This is a genomic window from Sphingomonas plantiphila, from assembly GCF_046000505.1.
Taxonomy (GTDB): domain Bacteria; phylum Pseudomonadota; class Alphaproteobacteria; order Sphingomonadales; family Sphingomonadaceae; genus Sphingomonas; species Sphingomonas plantiphila.
On sequence record NZ_JBELQC010000001.1, the window covers coordinates 1,774,450 to 1,791,231 of the forward strand.

Genomic DNA, 16,782 nt, shown 5'->3' on the forward strand with positions numbered 1-16,782 from the left:
GCTCTTCCGTTTCGCGCGCAGTCAGGCTACCGCAGGCGTCAAAGCCGCGTTCGCGCGGGGTCGTTCATCCGGGGTACAGGCGCGGGGCGCCTTGCAGTCGGTCACGTAACAGGAGTCGCAGTATGATTCGTCGTTCAGTTCTGATTGCCAGCACCGCAGTCGCGCTCGCCGTTGCGGGTTGCGGCGGCGGCGACGATACCAGCCCGACTCCGACGCCGTCACCGAGCTCGTCGGTGACGCCGACCCCGTCGCCGGTCAGCTATTCCAGCTTTCCGCTGACCGCGCCGGCCGAAGTCTTCACGGTCAGCGCCGCGACCAGCTACACGGGCGATGCGTCGGCGGGACCGGTCACGCTCGGCACGGCAGGCACCGACGCCTTCTCGAACCGCGTGCGGCTCGCCGTTCAGTCAAGCGTGACGACGGCGCAGACCGCCGAAACCGTGGTGCGTGAGAATACCGAGGAATCGCGCTTCACCGGTGCCGACCTGCTCGTCGTGCCGGCGCCGACCGTGACCGAATATGTCTATCGCGAGAGCACCGCGCCGACCACGGCGGGCGCGTTCACCCAGCTCGAGCTCCTCAACAACACCGTGTCCGGCCAGGTCACGTCGGACACTGCGCTTGCGCTGTCGCGGGTCAGCTATGCCGGCTGGTGGCGTGGCGCCAGCACCGCGGGCACGAAGCGGATCACCTATGGCACGTTCGGCTATCCGACCGTCCTGTCCGACATGCCGACCACCGGCACGTTCAGCTACACGATGCGGGTCGCGGGACGCGCCGTCGTTTCGCCGGCTGCAGGAGCCAGCTCGGTCGACAAGCTGACCGGAACGGTCACGCTGTCGATCAACTATGCGACCGGCCTGGTCAATCTGACGATGAACCTCAGCCGCGCCACGTCGGGCGGCAATATCGCATACGGCACGTTCACCGGCACCGGTGCGATTGCGGTCGGCAACAATCAGTTCACCGGCAGCTTCGGCCCCGGCAGCACCGCGGGCGGCACCTTCCAGGGTCTCGCTTATGGTCCGCAGGCGGCCGAAATGGGCATCAGCTTCGCGATCAGCGGCGCGGTGGCGGGCGGTGACAGCCGCGCGGCCGGCGTGCTGGTCGGCAAGAAGACCGCCCCGGCGACCTGATCCCGGATCGATCCGAATTACGAAAAAGGCCGGGGAGACCCGGCCTTTTTTGTGTTCACGGCGCCTGATGCAGTCGCAGTGCGATATCGTTCATGAAGCGCACATCGTCACCCTTGGCCAGCCATTCCGCCTCCGCCGCGATCGCGCCGAGCAGGTCCGACAGATCCTCGATCTCCGCCTTGGCGTAGTTGCCGAGGACATAGCCAGTCACGCGGTCCTTGTGCCCCGGATGGCCGATGCCGATGCGCACGCGCCGGAACTCGGCGCCGACGTGCGCGATCGCGCTGCGGATGCCGTTCTGCCCCGCCGCGCCGCCGCCGCGCTTCACCTTGACCTTGAACGGCGCCAAATCGAGCTCGTCGTGGAACACGGTCACGTCCTCGACCGCGAGCTTGTAGAAATCCAATGCCGCGCGGATCGCCCGGCCGCTCTCATTCATGAACGTCGCGGGTTTGAGCAGCAGGATCTTGTCGCTGCCGATCCGCCCTTCCTGCAGCCAGCCCTGAAATTTCTTCGCCGGGGCGGAGAAGCCGTGCACCTCCGCGATCGCGTCGGCGGCCATGAAGCCCACATTGTGCCGGTTCATCGCATAGTTCGGTCCCGGATTGCCGAGGCCAACCCACAATTGCATCGCACGACTCCCATGGCGGCGGGCCGGTACCGCGACCGCTAAAACGCAGATCGCCCCCGCACCATGTCGATGCGGAGGCGATCCAGATCAACCCGAAACGGGAAGGTCGGCTTATTCGCCGTCCTTCGCTTCAGTCTCGCCTTCGGCTTCACCCTCGGCGGTGACTTCAGCCGAAGCGTCCTCGGCTTCAGCGGCAGCTTCGCCCTCTTCGGACTTCAGCGCCGACGGAGCGACGATCGTGGCGATGGTGAAATCGCGGTCGTCGATCGCGCTGGCCACGTCCTTGGGCAGGGTGACCGACGAGATGTGCAGCGAATCGCCGACTTCATAGCCCTTGAGCGAGATGGTGATCTCGCTGGGGATCTCGGCCGCGTCACACACCAGCTCCAGCTCGTGGCGAACGACGTTGAGCACGCCGCCCTTCTTGAGGCCGGGCGAGGCTTCCTCGTCGGCGAACACCACCGGCACCGCGACGGTGACCTTGGCGTGCTCGGAGATGCGCAGGAAATCGACATGGACCGGGCGTTCGGTGACCACGTCGAGCGACACGTCCTTCGGAAGCGTCCGGATCGCCTTGCCGCCCACGCCGTCGATCATCACGACCGAGTTCATGAAGTGGCCGGTGTGCAGTGCCTTGGTGAGCGCGCGCTCATCGAGGTGGATGCTGGTCGGTTCCTTGTTGTCGCCATAGATCACGGCGGGGACGCGGCCTTCACGACGCAGCGCCCGGGAGGCTCCCTTGCCAACCCGGTCGCGCGTCTCGGCCGACAGCGTAAGCGTGTCGCTCATATGTCGTTCCAATGCGCTAGTTGTTTCCATCCCCGATCAGGCCTCCAGGGATGACCCTGACCGGAAGCGCGCGCCTATAGGCAGAAGGGCGGGAAAAGGCAAGCTACGGTCAATAGGCGACGCGCTCGACCTTCAGTCCCTTTTCGCCCAGCAGGTCCTGGACGCTGCCCTTGCCCGCCAGATGCCCGGCACCGACCGCGACGAACACCGTACCCGGCTGATGCATCCGAGCCGCCACCCAGTCGGCGAAGCGGGCGTTACGGCGGGCAATCAGCGCGTCGGCGAGTTCGGGCGCGGCCTGCGCGGTGCGGTTCAATTCCCTGCCTACCGTCTCCGCATCCCCCTTGGCCCAAGCGGTCACGAAGCGGTCGAGCCGCGCCTTGGTGCCGGGCAATTCCTTCACCGTCGCGTCGAGCATCGCGCTCTGCGCAGCGCCCGACAGGCCATCGAACAGCATCAGCTGGGCGCGTACCGATTCGAGTGCCTTGACCGGCTTGCCGGCATTCTCCGCTGCCTCGGACAGCGTCGCCTCGACCCCGTCGCCGCTGTCATAGCCCGCGCGCTGCACTGCACGCTGGCTCAGCGTCATCGCTGCCAGCCAAGGCTTTTGCTTGTCGATCGCGCCCGCCGGCATGCCGAGGTCGCGTGCCGCCGCATCCACCTCCGGCGCGAACGGCGGGCCGCCGCGCGTGCCGAGCTGCGCAGTGAGCGCTGCGATCGCATCCGCATCGGGCCGGGCGATCTCCAGCACCACTTCGTCGCTCGCGTCGAACGCCTCGCGCACGCCGTCATCGAACCAGTTCATCCCGGGCTTGAGCACATGGACGGTACCGAACAGGTAGATGGTCGTATCGGCGTCCTTGACCACCCACAGCGCCGGATCGGCATCCTCGCCGAACAGCGAACAGCCGGAGAGCATCAGGGCGGCGAGGGGGGCGATCAGGCGCTTGAACATCATGCGCGCCCCCAAAGCCGTCCCCGCCCGCGCCGTCAACCGTTGACCCCCGCATGGCCCTGCGCCAAAGCGCGGCGCTATGACCACGCCGCTCAGCTTCCAGGGCATGATCCTCAAGCTCCACGATTATTGGAGCCAGCGGGGCTGCCTGATCCTCCAGCCCTATGACATGCGCATGGGCGCGGGGACGTTCCACACCGCGACAACGCTGCGCGCGCTCGGGCCGGAGCCGTGGAACGCCGCGTTCGTCCAGCCGTGCCGCCGCCCGACCGACGGCCGCTATGGCGAGAACCCCAACCGGCTTCAGCATTATTACCAGTATCAGGTGATCCTGAAGCCCAGCCCCGCCGACCTGCAGGAACTGTATCTCGGCAGCCTGACCGCGATCGGCATCGATCCGCTCAAGCACGACATCCGCTTCGTGGAGGACGACTGGGAATCCCCCACGCTCGGCGCCTGGGGGCTCGGCTGGGAAGTGTGGTGCGACGGGATGGAGGTGACGCAGTTCACCTATTTCCAGCAGATGGGCGGGTTCGATTGCAAGCCGGTGGCGGGCGAGCTGACCTACGGCCTCGAACGGCTGGCGATGTACATCCAGAACAAGGACAGCGTGTACGACCTCGCGTTCAACGATGCCGGCGTCACCTATGGCGACGTGTTCCTCGAGAACGAGCGCCAGATGTCGAAGTATAATTTCGAGGTGGCCGACACCGACACGCTGTTCGAAGGCTTCCGCAAGGCGATGGCCGAGTGCGAGAATTGCTTGAACAACAACGTCCCCATCGCCGCCTATGAACAGGCGATCGAGGCGAGCCATCTGTTCAACCTTTTGCAGGCGCGCGGCGTCATCTCGGTCGCCGAGCGCCAGGCCTATATCGGCCGCGTCCGCGATCTCGCGAAGGGCAGCTGCGAGGCGTACATCGCGCACATGACGCCCGACTGGACCGCCAAATATCCGGAGTGGTCGCTGTGAGCGATTTCCTGCTCGAACTCCGCTCGGAGGAAATCCCCGCCCGCATGCAGGACAAGGCGCGCGAGGATCTCGCCCGCCTGTTCGCCGCCGAGCTGGACAAGGCCGGGCTCAAGGCCGCCAGTCTCGTCACCTACGCCACCCCGCGCCGCCTCGCGCTGATCGCGCGCGACCTGCCCGAGCAGACCGCAGCGGTGAGCGAGGAACTCAAGGGGCCGCCCGCCGACGCGCCCGACGCGGCGGTCGAAGGGTTCCTGCGCAAGGCCGGCCTGACCCGTGACGCGCTCGAGACGCGCGACGTGAAGGGCCGCGCGACGCTGTTCGCGGTGATCGACAAGCCCGGCCGCGCCACCGCCGACGTGCTCGCCGAGGCGATCCCGGGAATCGTCCGCGCCTTCCCCTGGCCCAAATCGATGCGCTGGGGCGATGCTTCGCTTTCGACCGAGAGCCTGCGCTGGGTGCGTCCGTTACAGGGCATCGTCGCGCTGCTAGGCGAGACGGTGGTCGAGTGCGAGGTCGCCGGGGTGAAATCGGGCGCGGCGACGGTCGGTCATCGCTTCCACCATCCGGGGGTCATCACCATCGGCTCGGCCGCCGACTATGTCGAAAAGCTGCGCGCCTGCCACGTCATCGTCGATCAGAATGAGCGTCGCGCGACGATCGCGGTCGGCGCGAAGCTGGCGGCGAACAAGGCCGGGCTGACGCTGGTCGAGGATGAGGGGCTGCTGATCGAGAATGCCGGCCTCACCGAATGGCCGGTGCCGCTGCTCGGCCGGTTCGACGAAGCGTTCCTCGATGTCCCGCCCGAGGTGATCCAGCTCACCGCGCGGGTGAACCAGAAATATTTTGTCTGCACAAATGCTGAGGGCAAGCTGGCGAATGCCTTCATCTGCACCGCGAACATCGACGCGGCGGATGGCGGCGAGCGGATCGTCGCGGGTAACCAGAAGGTGCTCGCCGCGCGGCTGAGCGATGCGCGGTTCTTCTATGAGACCGATCTCAAGACGAAGCTGGATGACCTGCGTCCGAAGCTCGAGAAGATCGTGTTTCATGAGAAGCTCGGCACCGTCGCCGACAAGGTCGACCGCGTCGCCAAGCTGGCGCGGTGGTTAGTGGAGGAGGGTATCGTAAAGCCCTCTCCCCTTCAGGGGAGAGGGTTGGGAGAGGGGCCTGACGCAGCGGCTCCTGCCGATCCCACTGCCCCTCTCCCGACCTCGCTCCGCTCGGCCACCCTCTCCCCTGAAGGAGAGAGGGAGAAATTGGCCGACCTCGCCGAACGCGCCGCGCGGCTGGCCAAGGCGGACCTCGTCACCGGCATGGTCGGCGAATTCCCCGAGTTGCAGGGCCTGATGGGCGGCTATTACGCCGCTGCGCAGGGCGAAGACCCCGCCGTCGCCGAAGCGATCCGCGACCATTACAAGCCGGTCGGGCAGGGCGATGAAGTGCCGACCGCTCCGGTCACGGTGGCGGTCGCGCTGGCGGATAAGCTGGATACGATTGCGGGCTTCTTCGCAATAAATGAGAAGCCGACGGGTTCTAAAGATCCATTTGCGTTGCGTAGGGCAGCGCTCGGGATCCTTTCGACGCTTACGCCCACTCAGCTTCGTGTTAGCCTAGATCGCGCCTACGCGATCGTCTTCTTGGGCTGGGCAGAAGGCGCAGTGCGTTTCGCGCGCCGGGACGCAAAAGTTTCTCTCAACGAGAAGGACTTCCAAGATGCTCGCGTCGGTTCTTTGCAGGACAGACTCTTCGAGCATTATCTAGAATTCGCTCCCACTGACGTTGGTCACGCATTCCTCGAGCGTTACTCTCGGTGGAATCCAGAAGCTGCCAGCGAAATCCTCGACTTCTTCGCCGACCGCCTCAAGGTCCAGCAGCGCGAAGCGGGTGTCCGCCACGACCTGATCGACGCGGTGTTCGCGCTCGGCGGGGAGGACGATCTCGTCCGCCTGCTCGCGCGGGTTCATGCGTTGCAGGCTTTCATGGCGAGCGAGGATGGGGCGAACCTGCTCGCCGGGTACAAGCGCGCGGCGAATATCCTGAAGAAGGAGGGGTATGCCGCCTCCAGCGACGGCGAAGACAGCGGGACCCCGGCTCAAGGCCGGGGCGACGATGGGTTGGGCTATGATCCCGAGCTGGAGGAAGCTGCGCTGATCGCGGCGCTCGAATCGGCTGAGCCGCGTGCTGCTGCGGCGGTGGAGGCGGAGGACTTTGCCGGGGCGATGGCGGCGCTCGCGACGCTGCGCGCGCCCATCGATGCGTTCTTCGACAAGGTGACGGTCAACGACAGCGATCCCGACAAGCGCGCCGCACGGCTGGCGTTGCTCGCCCGCATGCGCAACGCGGTGCATCGCGTGGCCGATTTCGGGAAAATCGAGGGCTAGGGCGTTCGGCACCGCCGCCGCCCTGACGCGACACGCTCCACTTCACTGGTCACCCCGGACTTGTTCCGGGGTCTACTCTTCCACTCGCCCCTTCGGTTTGTGAGGCACGGTGGACCCCGGAACAAGTCCGGGGTGACGAGCTGGTGAGGGCACACGGGCGAGTTGCGCTGCGTCAATCCGGAGGCGTTCCTGCGAACTGGACTTGATAGCGCTCCCACCCCCATTTTCACACGACCGTAGCATTTCTTCCCCCTGACAACGGGGGACAGGCCCTTCCCCCTTGTTCGCACCTGCGGTAGGCCCCGCCCAAGTCACGGAAGGGGTTTGAATGACTCGCTATGTGTACCGCTTCGGCGGCAGCGTCGATGACGGCGGCAATCAGGACAAGAACCTGCTCGGCGGCAAGGGCGCCAATCTCGACGGCATGGCCGGCATCGGCCTCCCGGTCCCTCCCGGCTTCACCATCAGCACAGAGATGTGCACGCGCTATTATGACGAGGGCGAGCAGTTCCCCGACAGCCTGCGCGGCGAAGTCGCCGACGGCATCGCGCATATCGAGGGGCTGACCGGCAAGCGCTTCGGCGACGCCGCCGATCCGCTGCTCGTCTCGGTCCGCTCGGGCGCGCGCGTGTCGATGCCGGGGATGATGGACACCGTCCTCAACCTCGGCCTCAACGACCAGACCGTCGTCGGGCTTGCGACGATTTCGGGCGACGATCGCTTCGCATGGGACAGCTATCGCCGCTTCATCCAGATGTATGCCGACGTCGTGCTCGAACTCGATCACGCGCGGTTCGAGGAAGCGCTCGAGATCGCCAAGGAAGACAATGGCTACGACCTCGATACCGAGCTGACCGCCAAGGACTGGCAAAAGCTGGTCGAGGAATACAAGGCGCTGGTGCAGGAATTGTGGGGCAAGCCGTTCCCGCAGGACGTGCACGACCAGCTATGGGGCGCGGTCGGCGCGGTGTTCGGATCGTGGCAGTCGGAGCGTGCGAAGGTCTATCGCCGCCTCAACGACATTCCCGGCGGCTGGGGCACCGCGGTCAACGTCCAGGCGATGGTGTTCGGCAACATGGGCGAGACGTCGGCGACCGGGGTTGCCTTCACCCGCGACCCCTCGACCGGCGAGAATGCCTATTATGGCGAATTCCTGATCAACGCGCAGGGCGAGGACGTGGTGGCGGGCATCCGCACGCCGCAGTACCTGACGCGCGCCGCGCGCGAGCGGGCCGGGGCCAAGCCGCTGTCGATGGAAGAGGCGATGCCTGAGGTATACGCTCAGCTTGCCGCGGTGTTCGAGACGCTCGAGAAACACTATCGCGACATGCAGGACATCGAGTTCACCGTCGAACGCGGCAAGTTGTGGATGCTCCAGACGCGCTCTGGCAAGCGGACCGCCAAGGCCGCGCTCAAGATCGCGATCGACATGGCGAATGAAGGGCTGATCACGCGCGAGGAGGCGATCCTGCGCGTCGATCCCGCGGCGCTCGACCAGCTGCTGCACCCGACGCTTGACCCCGATGCGCCGCGCGACGTGCTGACCAAGGGGCTGCCCGCCTCGCCCGGCGCAGCGTCGGGCATCGCCGTGTTCGACAGCGACACCGCCGAAAAGCGCGCGCATGCCGGCGACGCGGTGATCCTGGTGCGGGTCGAGACCAGCCCCGAGGATATCCATGGCATGCACGCGGCCAAGGGTATCCTGACCGCGCGTGGCGGGATGACCAGCCATGCCGCGGTGGTGGCGCGCGGCATGGGCCGTCCCTGCGTGTCGGGCGCGGGGACGCTGTCGATCAAGGCGGCCGAGGGGATCGCGCGGATCGGTTCGCGCGAGATCCGCGAGGGCGACCTGATCACCATCGACGGCACCACCGGCGAGGTGATGGCGGGCGAGGTGCCGACGATCCAGCCCGAGCTGGCGGGCGATTTCGGGACGCTGATGGTGTGGGCCGACGAAGTGCGGCGGCTCAAGGTGCGCACTAATGCCGAAACTCCGCTCGACTGCCGCACCGCGCGCGAGTTCGGCGCTGAGGGCATCGGGCTGTGCCGCACCGAGCATATGTTCTTCGACGCCGCGCGGATCACCGCGGTGCGCCAGATGATCCTGGCGAGCGACGAGGCCGGGCGGCGCGCCGCGCTCGACAAGCTGCTGCCCGAACAGCGCGCCGACTTTACCGAGATTTTCGAGGTGATGGCGGGGCTGCCGTGCACGATCCGGCTGCTCGACCCGCCGCTGCACGAATTCCTGCCGCATGAGGAAGCGGAATTCGCCGAGGTGGCGAGCGCGGCGGGGCTCGATGTCGAGACGCTGCGCCGGCGTGCGGCGGAGCTGCACGAGTTCAACCCGATGCTCGGCCATCGCGGCTGTCGTCTGGGTGTGACCTATCCCGAAATCTACGAGATGCAGGCGCGCGCGATCTTCGAGGCGGCGTGCGACGTCGCCGAGAAATCGGGTGCGGCGCCGGTGCCCGAGGTGATGATCCCCTTGGTCGGCACGCGGCGTGAGCTAGAGCTGATGAAGATCGTCGTCGACAAGGCGGCGCAGGCGGTGTTCGCCGAGAAGGGGCGGACGATCGAGTATCTCGTCGGCACGATGATCGAACTGCCCCGCGCGGCCCTGCGTGCCGGGGAGATTGCCGAGGTCGGCGAGTTCTTCAGCTTCGGCACCAACGACCTGACGCAGACGACGCTGGGCGTCAGCCGCGACGATGCCGGGCGGTTCCTGACCACCTATGTCGAAAAGGGCATCTATGCGCGCGACCCGTTCGTCAGCATCGATGTCGAGGGTGTGGGCGAGCTGATCCAGATCGCCGCCGAGCGCGGCCGCGCGACCCGGCCCGACATCAAGCTCGGCATTTGCGGCGAACATGGCGGCGACCCCGCGTCGATCGCCTTCTGCGAAGCCACCGGCCTCGATTATGTCTCCGCCTCGCCTTATCGCGTGCCGATCGCACGGCTCGCGGCGGCGCAGGCTGCGCTCAAGGCACGGTGACGCGCGGTGGCTGCGGTCGCATTGCTGATCGCAGCCACGGCTGCCGCGAAGATGTCTCCCGTCGAGCGCCTGAATGCCGATTTGCTGGCGGCACGCACCGCCACCCAGGTGCTCGAGGCGCGCTGCGCCGCGCTGGGTCTGGCCGATCCGCCGCGCGTCCATGCCGAGGTGAAGCGCGCGTACGTCGTCGCCAGCGCTTCGCCCGCGCGGCACCGGCTGAAGGTCGGCAAGAGCGAGATGCTAGGCTATCGTCGCGTCCGACTGATGTGCGGCACGCACCTGCTGTCCGAAGCGACCAACTGGTATGTGCCGAGCCGGTTGACGCCGGATATGAATGCCGCGCTGGACAATGGCGACGCGCCGTTCGGGCGGGTGATCCTGCCGCTGTCACCGCACCGGCGCACCCTGTCGACCTGGACGGTCGCGCGCGGCCGCGTGCCGCCGGGCGGGGTCGTGGTGCGCCACCATGCGGTCGTGCTCGACGGGGAGGACCGCCCCCTCGCCGATGTGGTCGAGCAGTATCAGCGCGTGTTGCTCGACGCGAACTGATCCGCTCTCAGGGTCGCGGCGTTTCCGCCCGGACATGCGGCGGCAGCCATTCGTTGGCCGTCTGACCCGGCTGCTCGATCTTCACGCCTTCGGTCGGCGGGGTGGCCGGTTCAGCGGCCGCTGACGTGGCCGGCGCAGCTTCAGGCGCTCTGCCCGCATCTTGCGGCGGGGGGGGCGGGGGCGTTGCTTCCGGAAAGTTGGTCTCGGGCGGCGCCGGGTTCACCTCCTCCTGCGCGGCGGCAGGGGCGGGAGGGGTGTCGGGGGCGATCGACTGCGCCGCTGGCTGGGGCGCGGGTTCGGGCGTGCCCATCGCCAGCGGCGGCGGGGGCGGACCCTCGGGGATCCAGTTCTTCTCGTCCTTCGCAGGAGCGGGCTCGGTGTCCGCGCTCTTGCTCAGCAAGGTCGCCGTCCCGGCCCCAGCGACAGCCCCTGCAGCGAAGGGGACCGCAGCGCTGGCCGGGGCAGGCGCGCCCGCCCGAGTCGCCTTCAATTCGCTTTCAAGCTCCCGAATCCGTGCCTTCGCCTCGCGCAATTCCCGCTCGTCGCGATCGCGACTCTCGGCGTGGGCGAGTTCCGCGTCCGCGAGCTGGCGCTTCCACTTCTTGCCGCCGGAACTGCTGGCGAGGCCGAAAAACCACCCGGCGATCAGCGTGATGGCAAGCGCCACCCAGTGCGTGGGCGTGGTAAACAACATGATGGCGTCTCCCCGTTTCCCTTGCGAAACAGGTTAACCAAAGCGGAAGTGCAGCGCCACCCGTCGAATCGGGTGGGCGCGCGTGCCTCAGCCGCTCATCAAGGCATCGTTGATCGAGCAGGCCGCCGGGCCCAGAATGACGATGAACAAGACCGGCAGGATGAACAGGATCAGGGGCACCGTCATGATCGCGGGCAGGCGGGCGGCCTTTTCCTCGGCCCGCATCATCCGCTCGTTGCGGAACTCAGCCGAGAGAACGCGGAGCGCCGAGGCAAGCGGCGTGCCGTATTTCTCGGTCTGGATCATCGTGGTGACGACCCCGCGCACCGAATCGAGGTCGATGCGCATCGCCAGATTCTCGAATGCCTGGCGCCGGTCGGTGAGGAAGCCGAGCTCGATCGCGGTGAGCGAGAATTCCTCGCCCAGTTCGGGATAGGCCTTGCCCAGTTCGCGCGAGACGCGACCGAAAGCGGCGTCGACGGTGAGTCCCGCTTCGGCACAGATCACCAGCAGGTCGAGCGCATCGGGGATGCCCTTGCGAATCGCGCTCGAGCGCTTCTGGATCTTGTTCTTGAGATAGATGTCGGGCGCCTTGTAGCTCAGGATCGCCGACCCGGCGACGAGGCCATAGGCCTTGAGCGGCGTCCAGTCCGCGAACATCTCGGTGCCATAGACGAGAAACGCCATCGTTCCGCCGATCGCGATCGGGAGAACCATGCGACCAAAGATCACGGCGAACGCATAGTCCTTCGACCGGATGCCGGCCTGCATCAGTTTGATCTGCGCGGTCTTGACCTGCGAATCCTGAAGCACCTTCAGCGAGGACAGGAAGTCGCGGATCCGATCGGTCGTCGCATTCTTCTGGACCAGCTTCGCACGACGCTTGCTGGTCGAGGCGGTGATGCCCGCCTTGAGTTGCTCGCGCCGCTCGTTGAGGGCCTTGACGCGCTTCGCCATCGGATCGCGGACCGAGATGGCGGCGTAGACGGCGAGCAGCACGCTGAACGCGGCGACGCCGGCGAGCACCGTCGCGACATAGATCACGTCGAAGCCGAGCAAGGTGGGTCCGGTGGGATCGGTCATCGCATCAGATCTCGAAATTGATCATCTTGGCCATGATAAAGGCCCCGATGCCCATCCAGATGATCCCGCCGCCGCCCGCGACGATCAGCCGCTGGTCGATGAAGAACCCCTGCATATAGGTGTCGTTGATCATCCAGATCATGCCGAAGACGATGAACGGCAGCGCGCCGATGATATAGGCCGATGCCTTGGATTCGGACGACATCGCCTTGATCTTGAGCTTCATCTGGCTCCGCTTGCGCAGTACTTCGGCCAGGTTGGCGAGCGTCTCGGCAAGATTGCCGCCGGTTTCGCGCTGGATCGCGATCGTGATGCAGAAGAACTGGAATTCGGGGGTGCCGAGCCGGTCCGCGGTCTCCTGAAGCGCTTGGTCGAGCGTGCGGCCGATCTTCATCTTGTCGGAGATCGAACGGAACTCCTCGCCCACCGGCCCGTCCACTTCGGCGCCGACGACGCCGATCGTCTCGGTGATCGGAAGGCCCGAGCGCAGGCCGCGCACCAGCAATTCGATCGCATCGGGAAACTTGGCGTTGAAGCGCGCGATGCGCCGCGAGATCAGGAACCCGACCGCCATATGCGGCAGACCGCCGCCGATGACGACACCGACCAGCAGCGCCAGGAGCGCGGGCAGCCCCTGCACCATCAGTGCTGCGGCGACGACTACGAGGATCCCGATCGAGGCGAGGCCGTACTGGCCGACCGTCCAGGGCTTGCCGGTCATCGCCAACCGCTTGGCGAGTTGCGCCGGGTTGGGAAGGAACCGCGCCGCAGCCCGGTCCATATTGCTCGCACGGTTGGTCGAGATTCGACGCAGCTGTGCCTCGACCGCCCCGGCGCCGACGACGCCGGCATGGCGATCGCGCAGGCCGGTCAGGCGCCGCGCGCCCGCGGCCTTCGCCGATGGACCGGCAAAGGCGAGGATGAGCAGCGCCAGCACCATGAAGGTGCCGCCCGCCAGCAACATCATCGGCATCAATTCCATGCCTCGCTACGCCTCCCTTTGCGGACCCGGTACGGCCGGCCCGCTTACGCCTTCTTCTTCGCCAGCTTGATCGAACCGGTCAGCTTGCCGAGCAGCGACCCGTCCTTGCGCGCGGATTTCTTGCCCTTGTCGGTCGCGACGACCTCACCCGCGTCGGTGATCGCGACGACGCGCGCCGCAATCTCGGCGAGTGGCGCGAGCGATTTCGTGCCCTTGCCAGCCTCGGCGAGCGGTTTGCCGAGCTTCGCGGCCTGGACCGCGACCTTGGTTTCGAGCGGGATCAGATAGTCGAGCTTGCGTTCGATCGACCCTTCGAAGTCCTTCCGGTTGATCTCGAGCTGGCCCGATGCGGGAACGCGGTTGGCGACGACCACCAGCTGCGTGTGCGGCGCATTGGACTTGAACCAGCTGATGATCCGGATCGAATCGCGCGCAGCGGCGAGGGTCAGTTCGGTCACCAGGATCGCCACCTGAACGTCCGAAATCAGATGGGGATAATTGACGAGCATTGCGCGCGGCAGATCGACCACCGTGCATTCGAACGCGCTGCGGATTTCTTCCTGAAGCTGGAAGAAGGCCGCGCCGTCGGTCATCACCGGCGAGTTGATCGGCGCTTCGGCGGACAGCACGGCAAGCTTGTCCGACGCCTTCACCATCGCGCGTTCGATGAACAACCCGTCGATGCGGCTCGGATTTTCGATCGCGTCGGTGAGGCCGCGACCGGGCTCGAGATCGAGTGCCAGCGCACCCGTTCCGAAATGTACGTCGAGGTCGAGCAGGGCGGTCGAACGGTCGCTCTTCTCGCTCATCAGCCAGGCGAGCGAGGTGGCGAGCGTGGACGCACCGACCCCGCCGCGCGTCCCGATCACTGCGACCGCGCAATGCGGGCGATCCGACGAAGCCTCGGTATGCTTCGGGGCCGCGAGCATCGCCTGGGCATGCACGAAGGTTTCGCGCATCACGTCGGGGTTGAGCGGCTTGAGCAGATAATCCTGGATACCCGATGCGACGAGATCGCGGTACAGCCGCACGTCGTTGACCTGGCCCGACGCGATCACGACGGTACCGGGCTCGCAAACTTCGGCCAGTGCGTTGATGTCGTTGAGGGGATCGCCCGATTCCGACAGGTCGACGAACAGGATGTTCGGGCTGGCCGAGACCGACAGCGTCTGGACGGCGTTGCGAAGGCCGCCCTTGTGAACCTTGTCGGGGTTCCAGCCCTGTTCGATCGCGATCGGGCGGAGCGCTTCGGCCGTCGATTCGTCGCACACAAAGGCCACAAACGGCTCGCGGTGCGCCGCGCGCTGGGGATTGAAGGGTGCGTTCACTGGCCGCCTCCGCCGGTACCTTCGGACTTGACGGTAGTGCCGCCGGTCCCGGTCGGCGCCGCCTCGCGCAGCGCCTTGATCGATTTGGTGATCTGCGCCGGGTCGGCGGTCGGCGATCCGGGTTCGCCGCGCACGAGATCTTCCGGGCGCGCAACCATCGAGGCGAGGTTGCCGTTGATCGCGCAGCCATAGCCCGAACTGGTCTTGCCACCGAAATTGCCTTCGCCGGTGTCGCGTGTGTCGGGGCAACCCGGCACGCTCGCCCGCATCCGGCTGACGATCACGCGCACCATGCCCGGCTGGACCGCGCCGGCGGTGACCGGGGCGGGCCCTGACAGCAACACGCCATAGCGCGCAGCCTCGCTCGCGACCTGGCGCGCGGCGCCGGTGCCGCCGGGATCATCGACATAGACGCGGTCGCCATAGCCGAGCCGCAGCGACGCCAGCCATCCGGCGACCCGCGCCTGTTCGCCCGCCGCCAGATAGCTGCCGTCGGTCGCCGCATCGAACACATAGTCGGTCCGGGCGACGACCGGCTGGTTGGCGGATTCGAGGCCGGGTGTGCTGCCCGTGCCGCACGCCGACAACAGGCCGGCCGCGGCACTCAAAAAGAGGATCGTGTTACGCTTCGACATCGTCGTTCCTCGCCGCGATCAGTTGAAACCAAAGCCTGGTGCGGGGGCTGCACCCCGCTTGCGCTTGTCCTTCGACTCACCCTTTGCCGCCGGTTGCTGGGCGGGGGTGGCGAGCGGCTGGACCGGTGCGCGCTGAGGCGGCGGACCCGGCTCGACCGGGCTCGCTGCGCCGAGCGACGGCTCGGCACCCACTGGCGGCGCCATTTGCGGCGTGGGGCGTCTGCCATCCTTGCTAGAACCGCCAAGCCGTCCCAGCAGCACGCGCTCGGCATCGTCGGGCGCGCGGTAGCCGTCGGTCGGCAACGCGATCTGGTTCCCGTCGACCGGCCTGACCAGATAGGGCGTGATCACGATCACCAGCTCGGTCTCGTTGCGCTTGAACCCGTTCGATCGGAACAGCGCGCCGAGTACCGGCAGGTTACCCAGGCCCGGGGTCTGATCGATCAGATTGTCGTGCGAATTCTGGAGCAGGCCGGCGATCATCAGGCTCTGGCCCGATCCCAGTTCGACCGTCGTTTCCGCGCGGCGGGTGGTCAGCGCGGGGATTTGCACGCCACCGATCGTGACCGAGCCGGCCGCCGACAGCTGCGATACTTCGGGACGCACGCGAAGCGAGATGCGGCCGTCCGCCAGTACGGTCGGCGTATAGGCAAGGCTGACGCCATATTGCTTGTACTCGACCGACACCGCGCCCAGCCCCTGGCTCACCGGGATCGGGATCTCGCCGCCGGCGAGGAACGAGCCCGTTTCGCCCGACAGCGCGGTCAGGTTCGGGTTGGCGAGGGTCGAGACCTGGCCGTTGGTTTCGCCAAGGTCGAGCGCGCCGAGGATGTCGAGGCCGAACAGGCGGCCCAGGCCACCGATCGTGGTGCGCTGGGCGCCCGGCGTGATCGATGTTCCAGGGCGCTGGACGACCGCGCCGGTGATCGGATCGACCGTATAGCCGGTCACATTCTGGCCGACGCCGAGCGGCAGATTGGGGTCGGTGGTCCAGGTGCTCGCCGGCGCACGACCGCTGCCGATGCCGAACTTGAATCCGCCGGACCCGTCGATCGTGGTGAAGTTGCTGCCGATGTTCTTGGCAAAGCTCCGGCTCACCTCGGAAATGCGGACCTGCAGGTTCACCTGAAGCGGCGTGGCAGTCTTCAGGCGCGACAGCACCTTGGTCTGATCGCCGACAAATGCCTGGGCCAGTCGCTCCGCCTCAGCAGCGTCCTGCGGCGCGGCGACCGTGCCGGTGAGCAGCACGAAGCCGTTCATCGTCGTCGCCGTGATGTCCGATTCGGGCATCGCGGTTTCGAGCATCCCCTGGACGCTGTCGAAATTGTTTCCGACCCGCACCGTGGTCGAATAGATGACCTTGCCCGCCTTGGTCGTCGCATAGACCGTGGTCTCGCCTGCCGCCTTGCCGAACACCCAGAGCTGGGTGGGCGAGCGGACCTGGACGTCGGCGACGTTGCTGTCGGCAACGAAAATGTCCGACATCGGTGCGTTGAGCGTCACCAGCCGCCCCCGGCCGGTCGCGATCTGCACCATGTCGCGCGGGCTGGCGTGGACGGTCTGCGCCGTTGCCGACATCGGCGCCGCGACTGGCGCTGCCAGCACCGCGACCGCCGCCAGCGGCGCGACCAGCTTGTTACCCCTCAAGCGCATC

General features: G+C 66.8%; 14 protein-coding genes. 5 read left to right on the forward strand and 9 right to left on the reverse strand.

Going from position 1 to position 16,782, the window contains the following annotated elements:
* The first annotated feature begins 122 nt into the window (after positions 1-122).
* Positions 123-1,136, forward strand: coding sequence for a HupA family protein (locus tag ABS767_RS08455; RefSeq protein ID WP_408077908.1), 1,014 nt, complete (start codon positions 123-125; stop codon positions 1,134-1,136).
* A gap of 55 nt (positions 1,137-1,191) precedes the next feature.
* On the opposite strand, the gene pth is transcribed toward ABS767_RS08455, so the two are convergent.
* From pth to ABS767_RS08470, 3 genes are all read right to left on the reverse strand, one after another.
* Complete coding sequence (gene pth, locus ABS767_RS08460; RefSeq protein WP_408077909.1) at positions 1,192-1,767, reverse strand: aminoacyl-tRNA hydrolase; 576 nt, start codon at positions 1,765-1,767, stop codon at positions 1,192-1,194.
* A 111-nt stretch (positions 1,768-1,878) separates the two neighbouring features.
* Complete coding sequence (locus ABS767_RS08465) at positions 1,879-2,556, reverse strand: 50S ribosomal protein L25/general stress protein Ctc (protein WP_408077910.1); 678 nt, start codon at positions 2,554-2,556, stop codon at positions 1,879-1,881.
* A 109-nt stretch (positions 2,557-2,665) separates the two neighbouring features.
* The gene (locus ABS767_RS08470; protein ID WP_408077911.1) at positions 2,666-3,514 is read right to left on the reverse strand and encodes a TraB/GumN family protein; all 849 of its coding nucleotides are present in this window, start codon (positions 3,512-3,514) and stop codon (positions 2,666-2,668) included.
* A 76-nt stretch (positions 3,515-3,590) separates the two neighbouring features.
* Here ABS767_RS08470 and ABS767_RS08475 point away from each other — a divergent pair, with 76 nt between their 5' ends.
* From ABS767_RS08475 to ABS767_RS08490, 4 genes are all read left to right on the forward strand, one after another.
* A complete protein-coding gene (locus ABS767_RS08475) occupies positions 3,591-4,484 on the forward strand; it encodes a glycine--tRNA ligase subunit alpha (protein WP_408077912.1) in 894 nt (297 codons plus the stop codon).
* Positions 4,481-6,865: a glycine--tRNA ligase subunit beta gene (gene glyS, locus ABS767_RS08480; RefSeq protein ID WP_408077913.1), complete on the forward strand. Its 2,385-nt coding sequence runs from the start codon at positions 4,481-4,483 to the stop codon at positions 6,863-6,865. Before ABS767_RS08475 ends, glyS begins: the two co-directional genes overlap by 4 nt.
* Before the next feature lie 328 nt (positions 6,866-7,193).
* Positions 7,194-9,857, forward strand: a complete 2,664-nt coding sequence (ppdK, locus tag ABS767_RS08485; protein WP_408077914.1) for a pyruvate, phosphate dikinase — start codon at positions 7,194-7,196, stop codon at positions 9,855-9,857.
* A 51-nt stretch (positions 9,858-9,908) separates the two neighbouring features.
* On the forward strand, positions 9,909-10,406 hold the full coding sequence (locus tag ABS767_RS08490; RefSeq protein WP_408077915.1) for a hypothetical protein: 498 nt from the start codon (positions 9,909-9,911) through the stop codon (positions 10,404-10,406).
* Between the two features lie 7 nt (positions 10,407-10,413).
* Here ABS767_RS08490 and ABS767_RS08495 read toward each other — a convergent pair whose 3' ends face one another.
* The 6 genes from ABS767_RS08495 to ABS767_RS08520 all read right to left on the reverse strand — a co-directional run bounded on the left by ABS767_RS08495 (position 10,414) and on the right by ABS767_RS08520 (position 16,781).
* Positions 10,414-11,100 carry a hypothetical protein gene (locus tag ABS767_RS08495; protein WP_408077916.1) on the reverse strand — a complete coding sequence of 229 codons (687 nt, stop codon included), beginning with the start codon at positions 11,098-11,100 and terminating at the stop codon, positions 10,414-10,416.
* A gap of 87 nt (positions 11,101-11,187) precedes the next feature.
* Positions 11,188-12,183 (reverse strand): type II secretion system F family protein, encoded by a 996-nt coding sequence (locus ABS767_RS08500; RefSeq protein WP_408077917.1) that lies wholly within the window; start codon positions 12,181-12,183, stop codon positions 11,188-11,190.
* Between the two features lie 4 nt (positions 12,184-12,187).
* Positions 12,188-13,165, reverse strand: a complete 978-nt coding sequence (locus ABS767_RS08505; RefSeq protein ID WP_408077918.1) for a type II secretion system F family protein — start codon at positions 13,163-13,165, stop codon at positions 12,188-12,190.
* Positions 13,166-13,209: 44 nt separating this feature from the next.
* Positions 13,210-14,493: an AAA family ATPase gene (locus ABS767_RS08510; protein ID WP_408077919.1), complete on the reverse strand. Its 1,284-nt coding sequence runs from the start codon at positions 14,491-14,493 to the stop codon at positions 13,210-13,212.
* A complete protein-coding gene (locus ABS767_RS08515; RefSeq protein WP_408077920.1) occupies positions 14,490-15,128 on the reverse strand; it encodes a CpaD family pilus assembly protein in 639 nt (212 codons plus the stop codon). Before ABS767_RS08515 ends, ABS767_RS08510 begins: the two co-directional genes overlap by 4 nt.
* A gap of 18 nt (positions 15,129-15,146) precedes the next feature.
* Positions 15,147-16,781, reverse strand: coding sequence for a pilus assembly protein N-terminal domain-containing protein (locus tag ABS767_RS08520; protein WP_408077921.1), 1,635 nt, complete (start codon positions 16,779-16,781; stop codon positions 15,147-15,149).
* Position 16,782 lies beyond the last annotated feature (1 nt).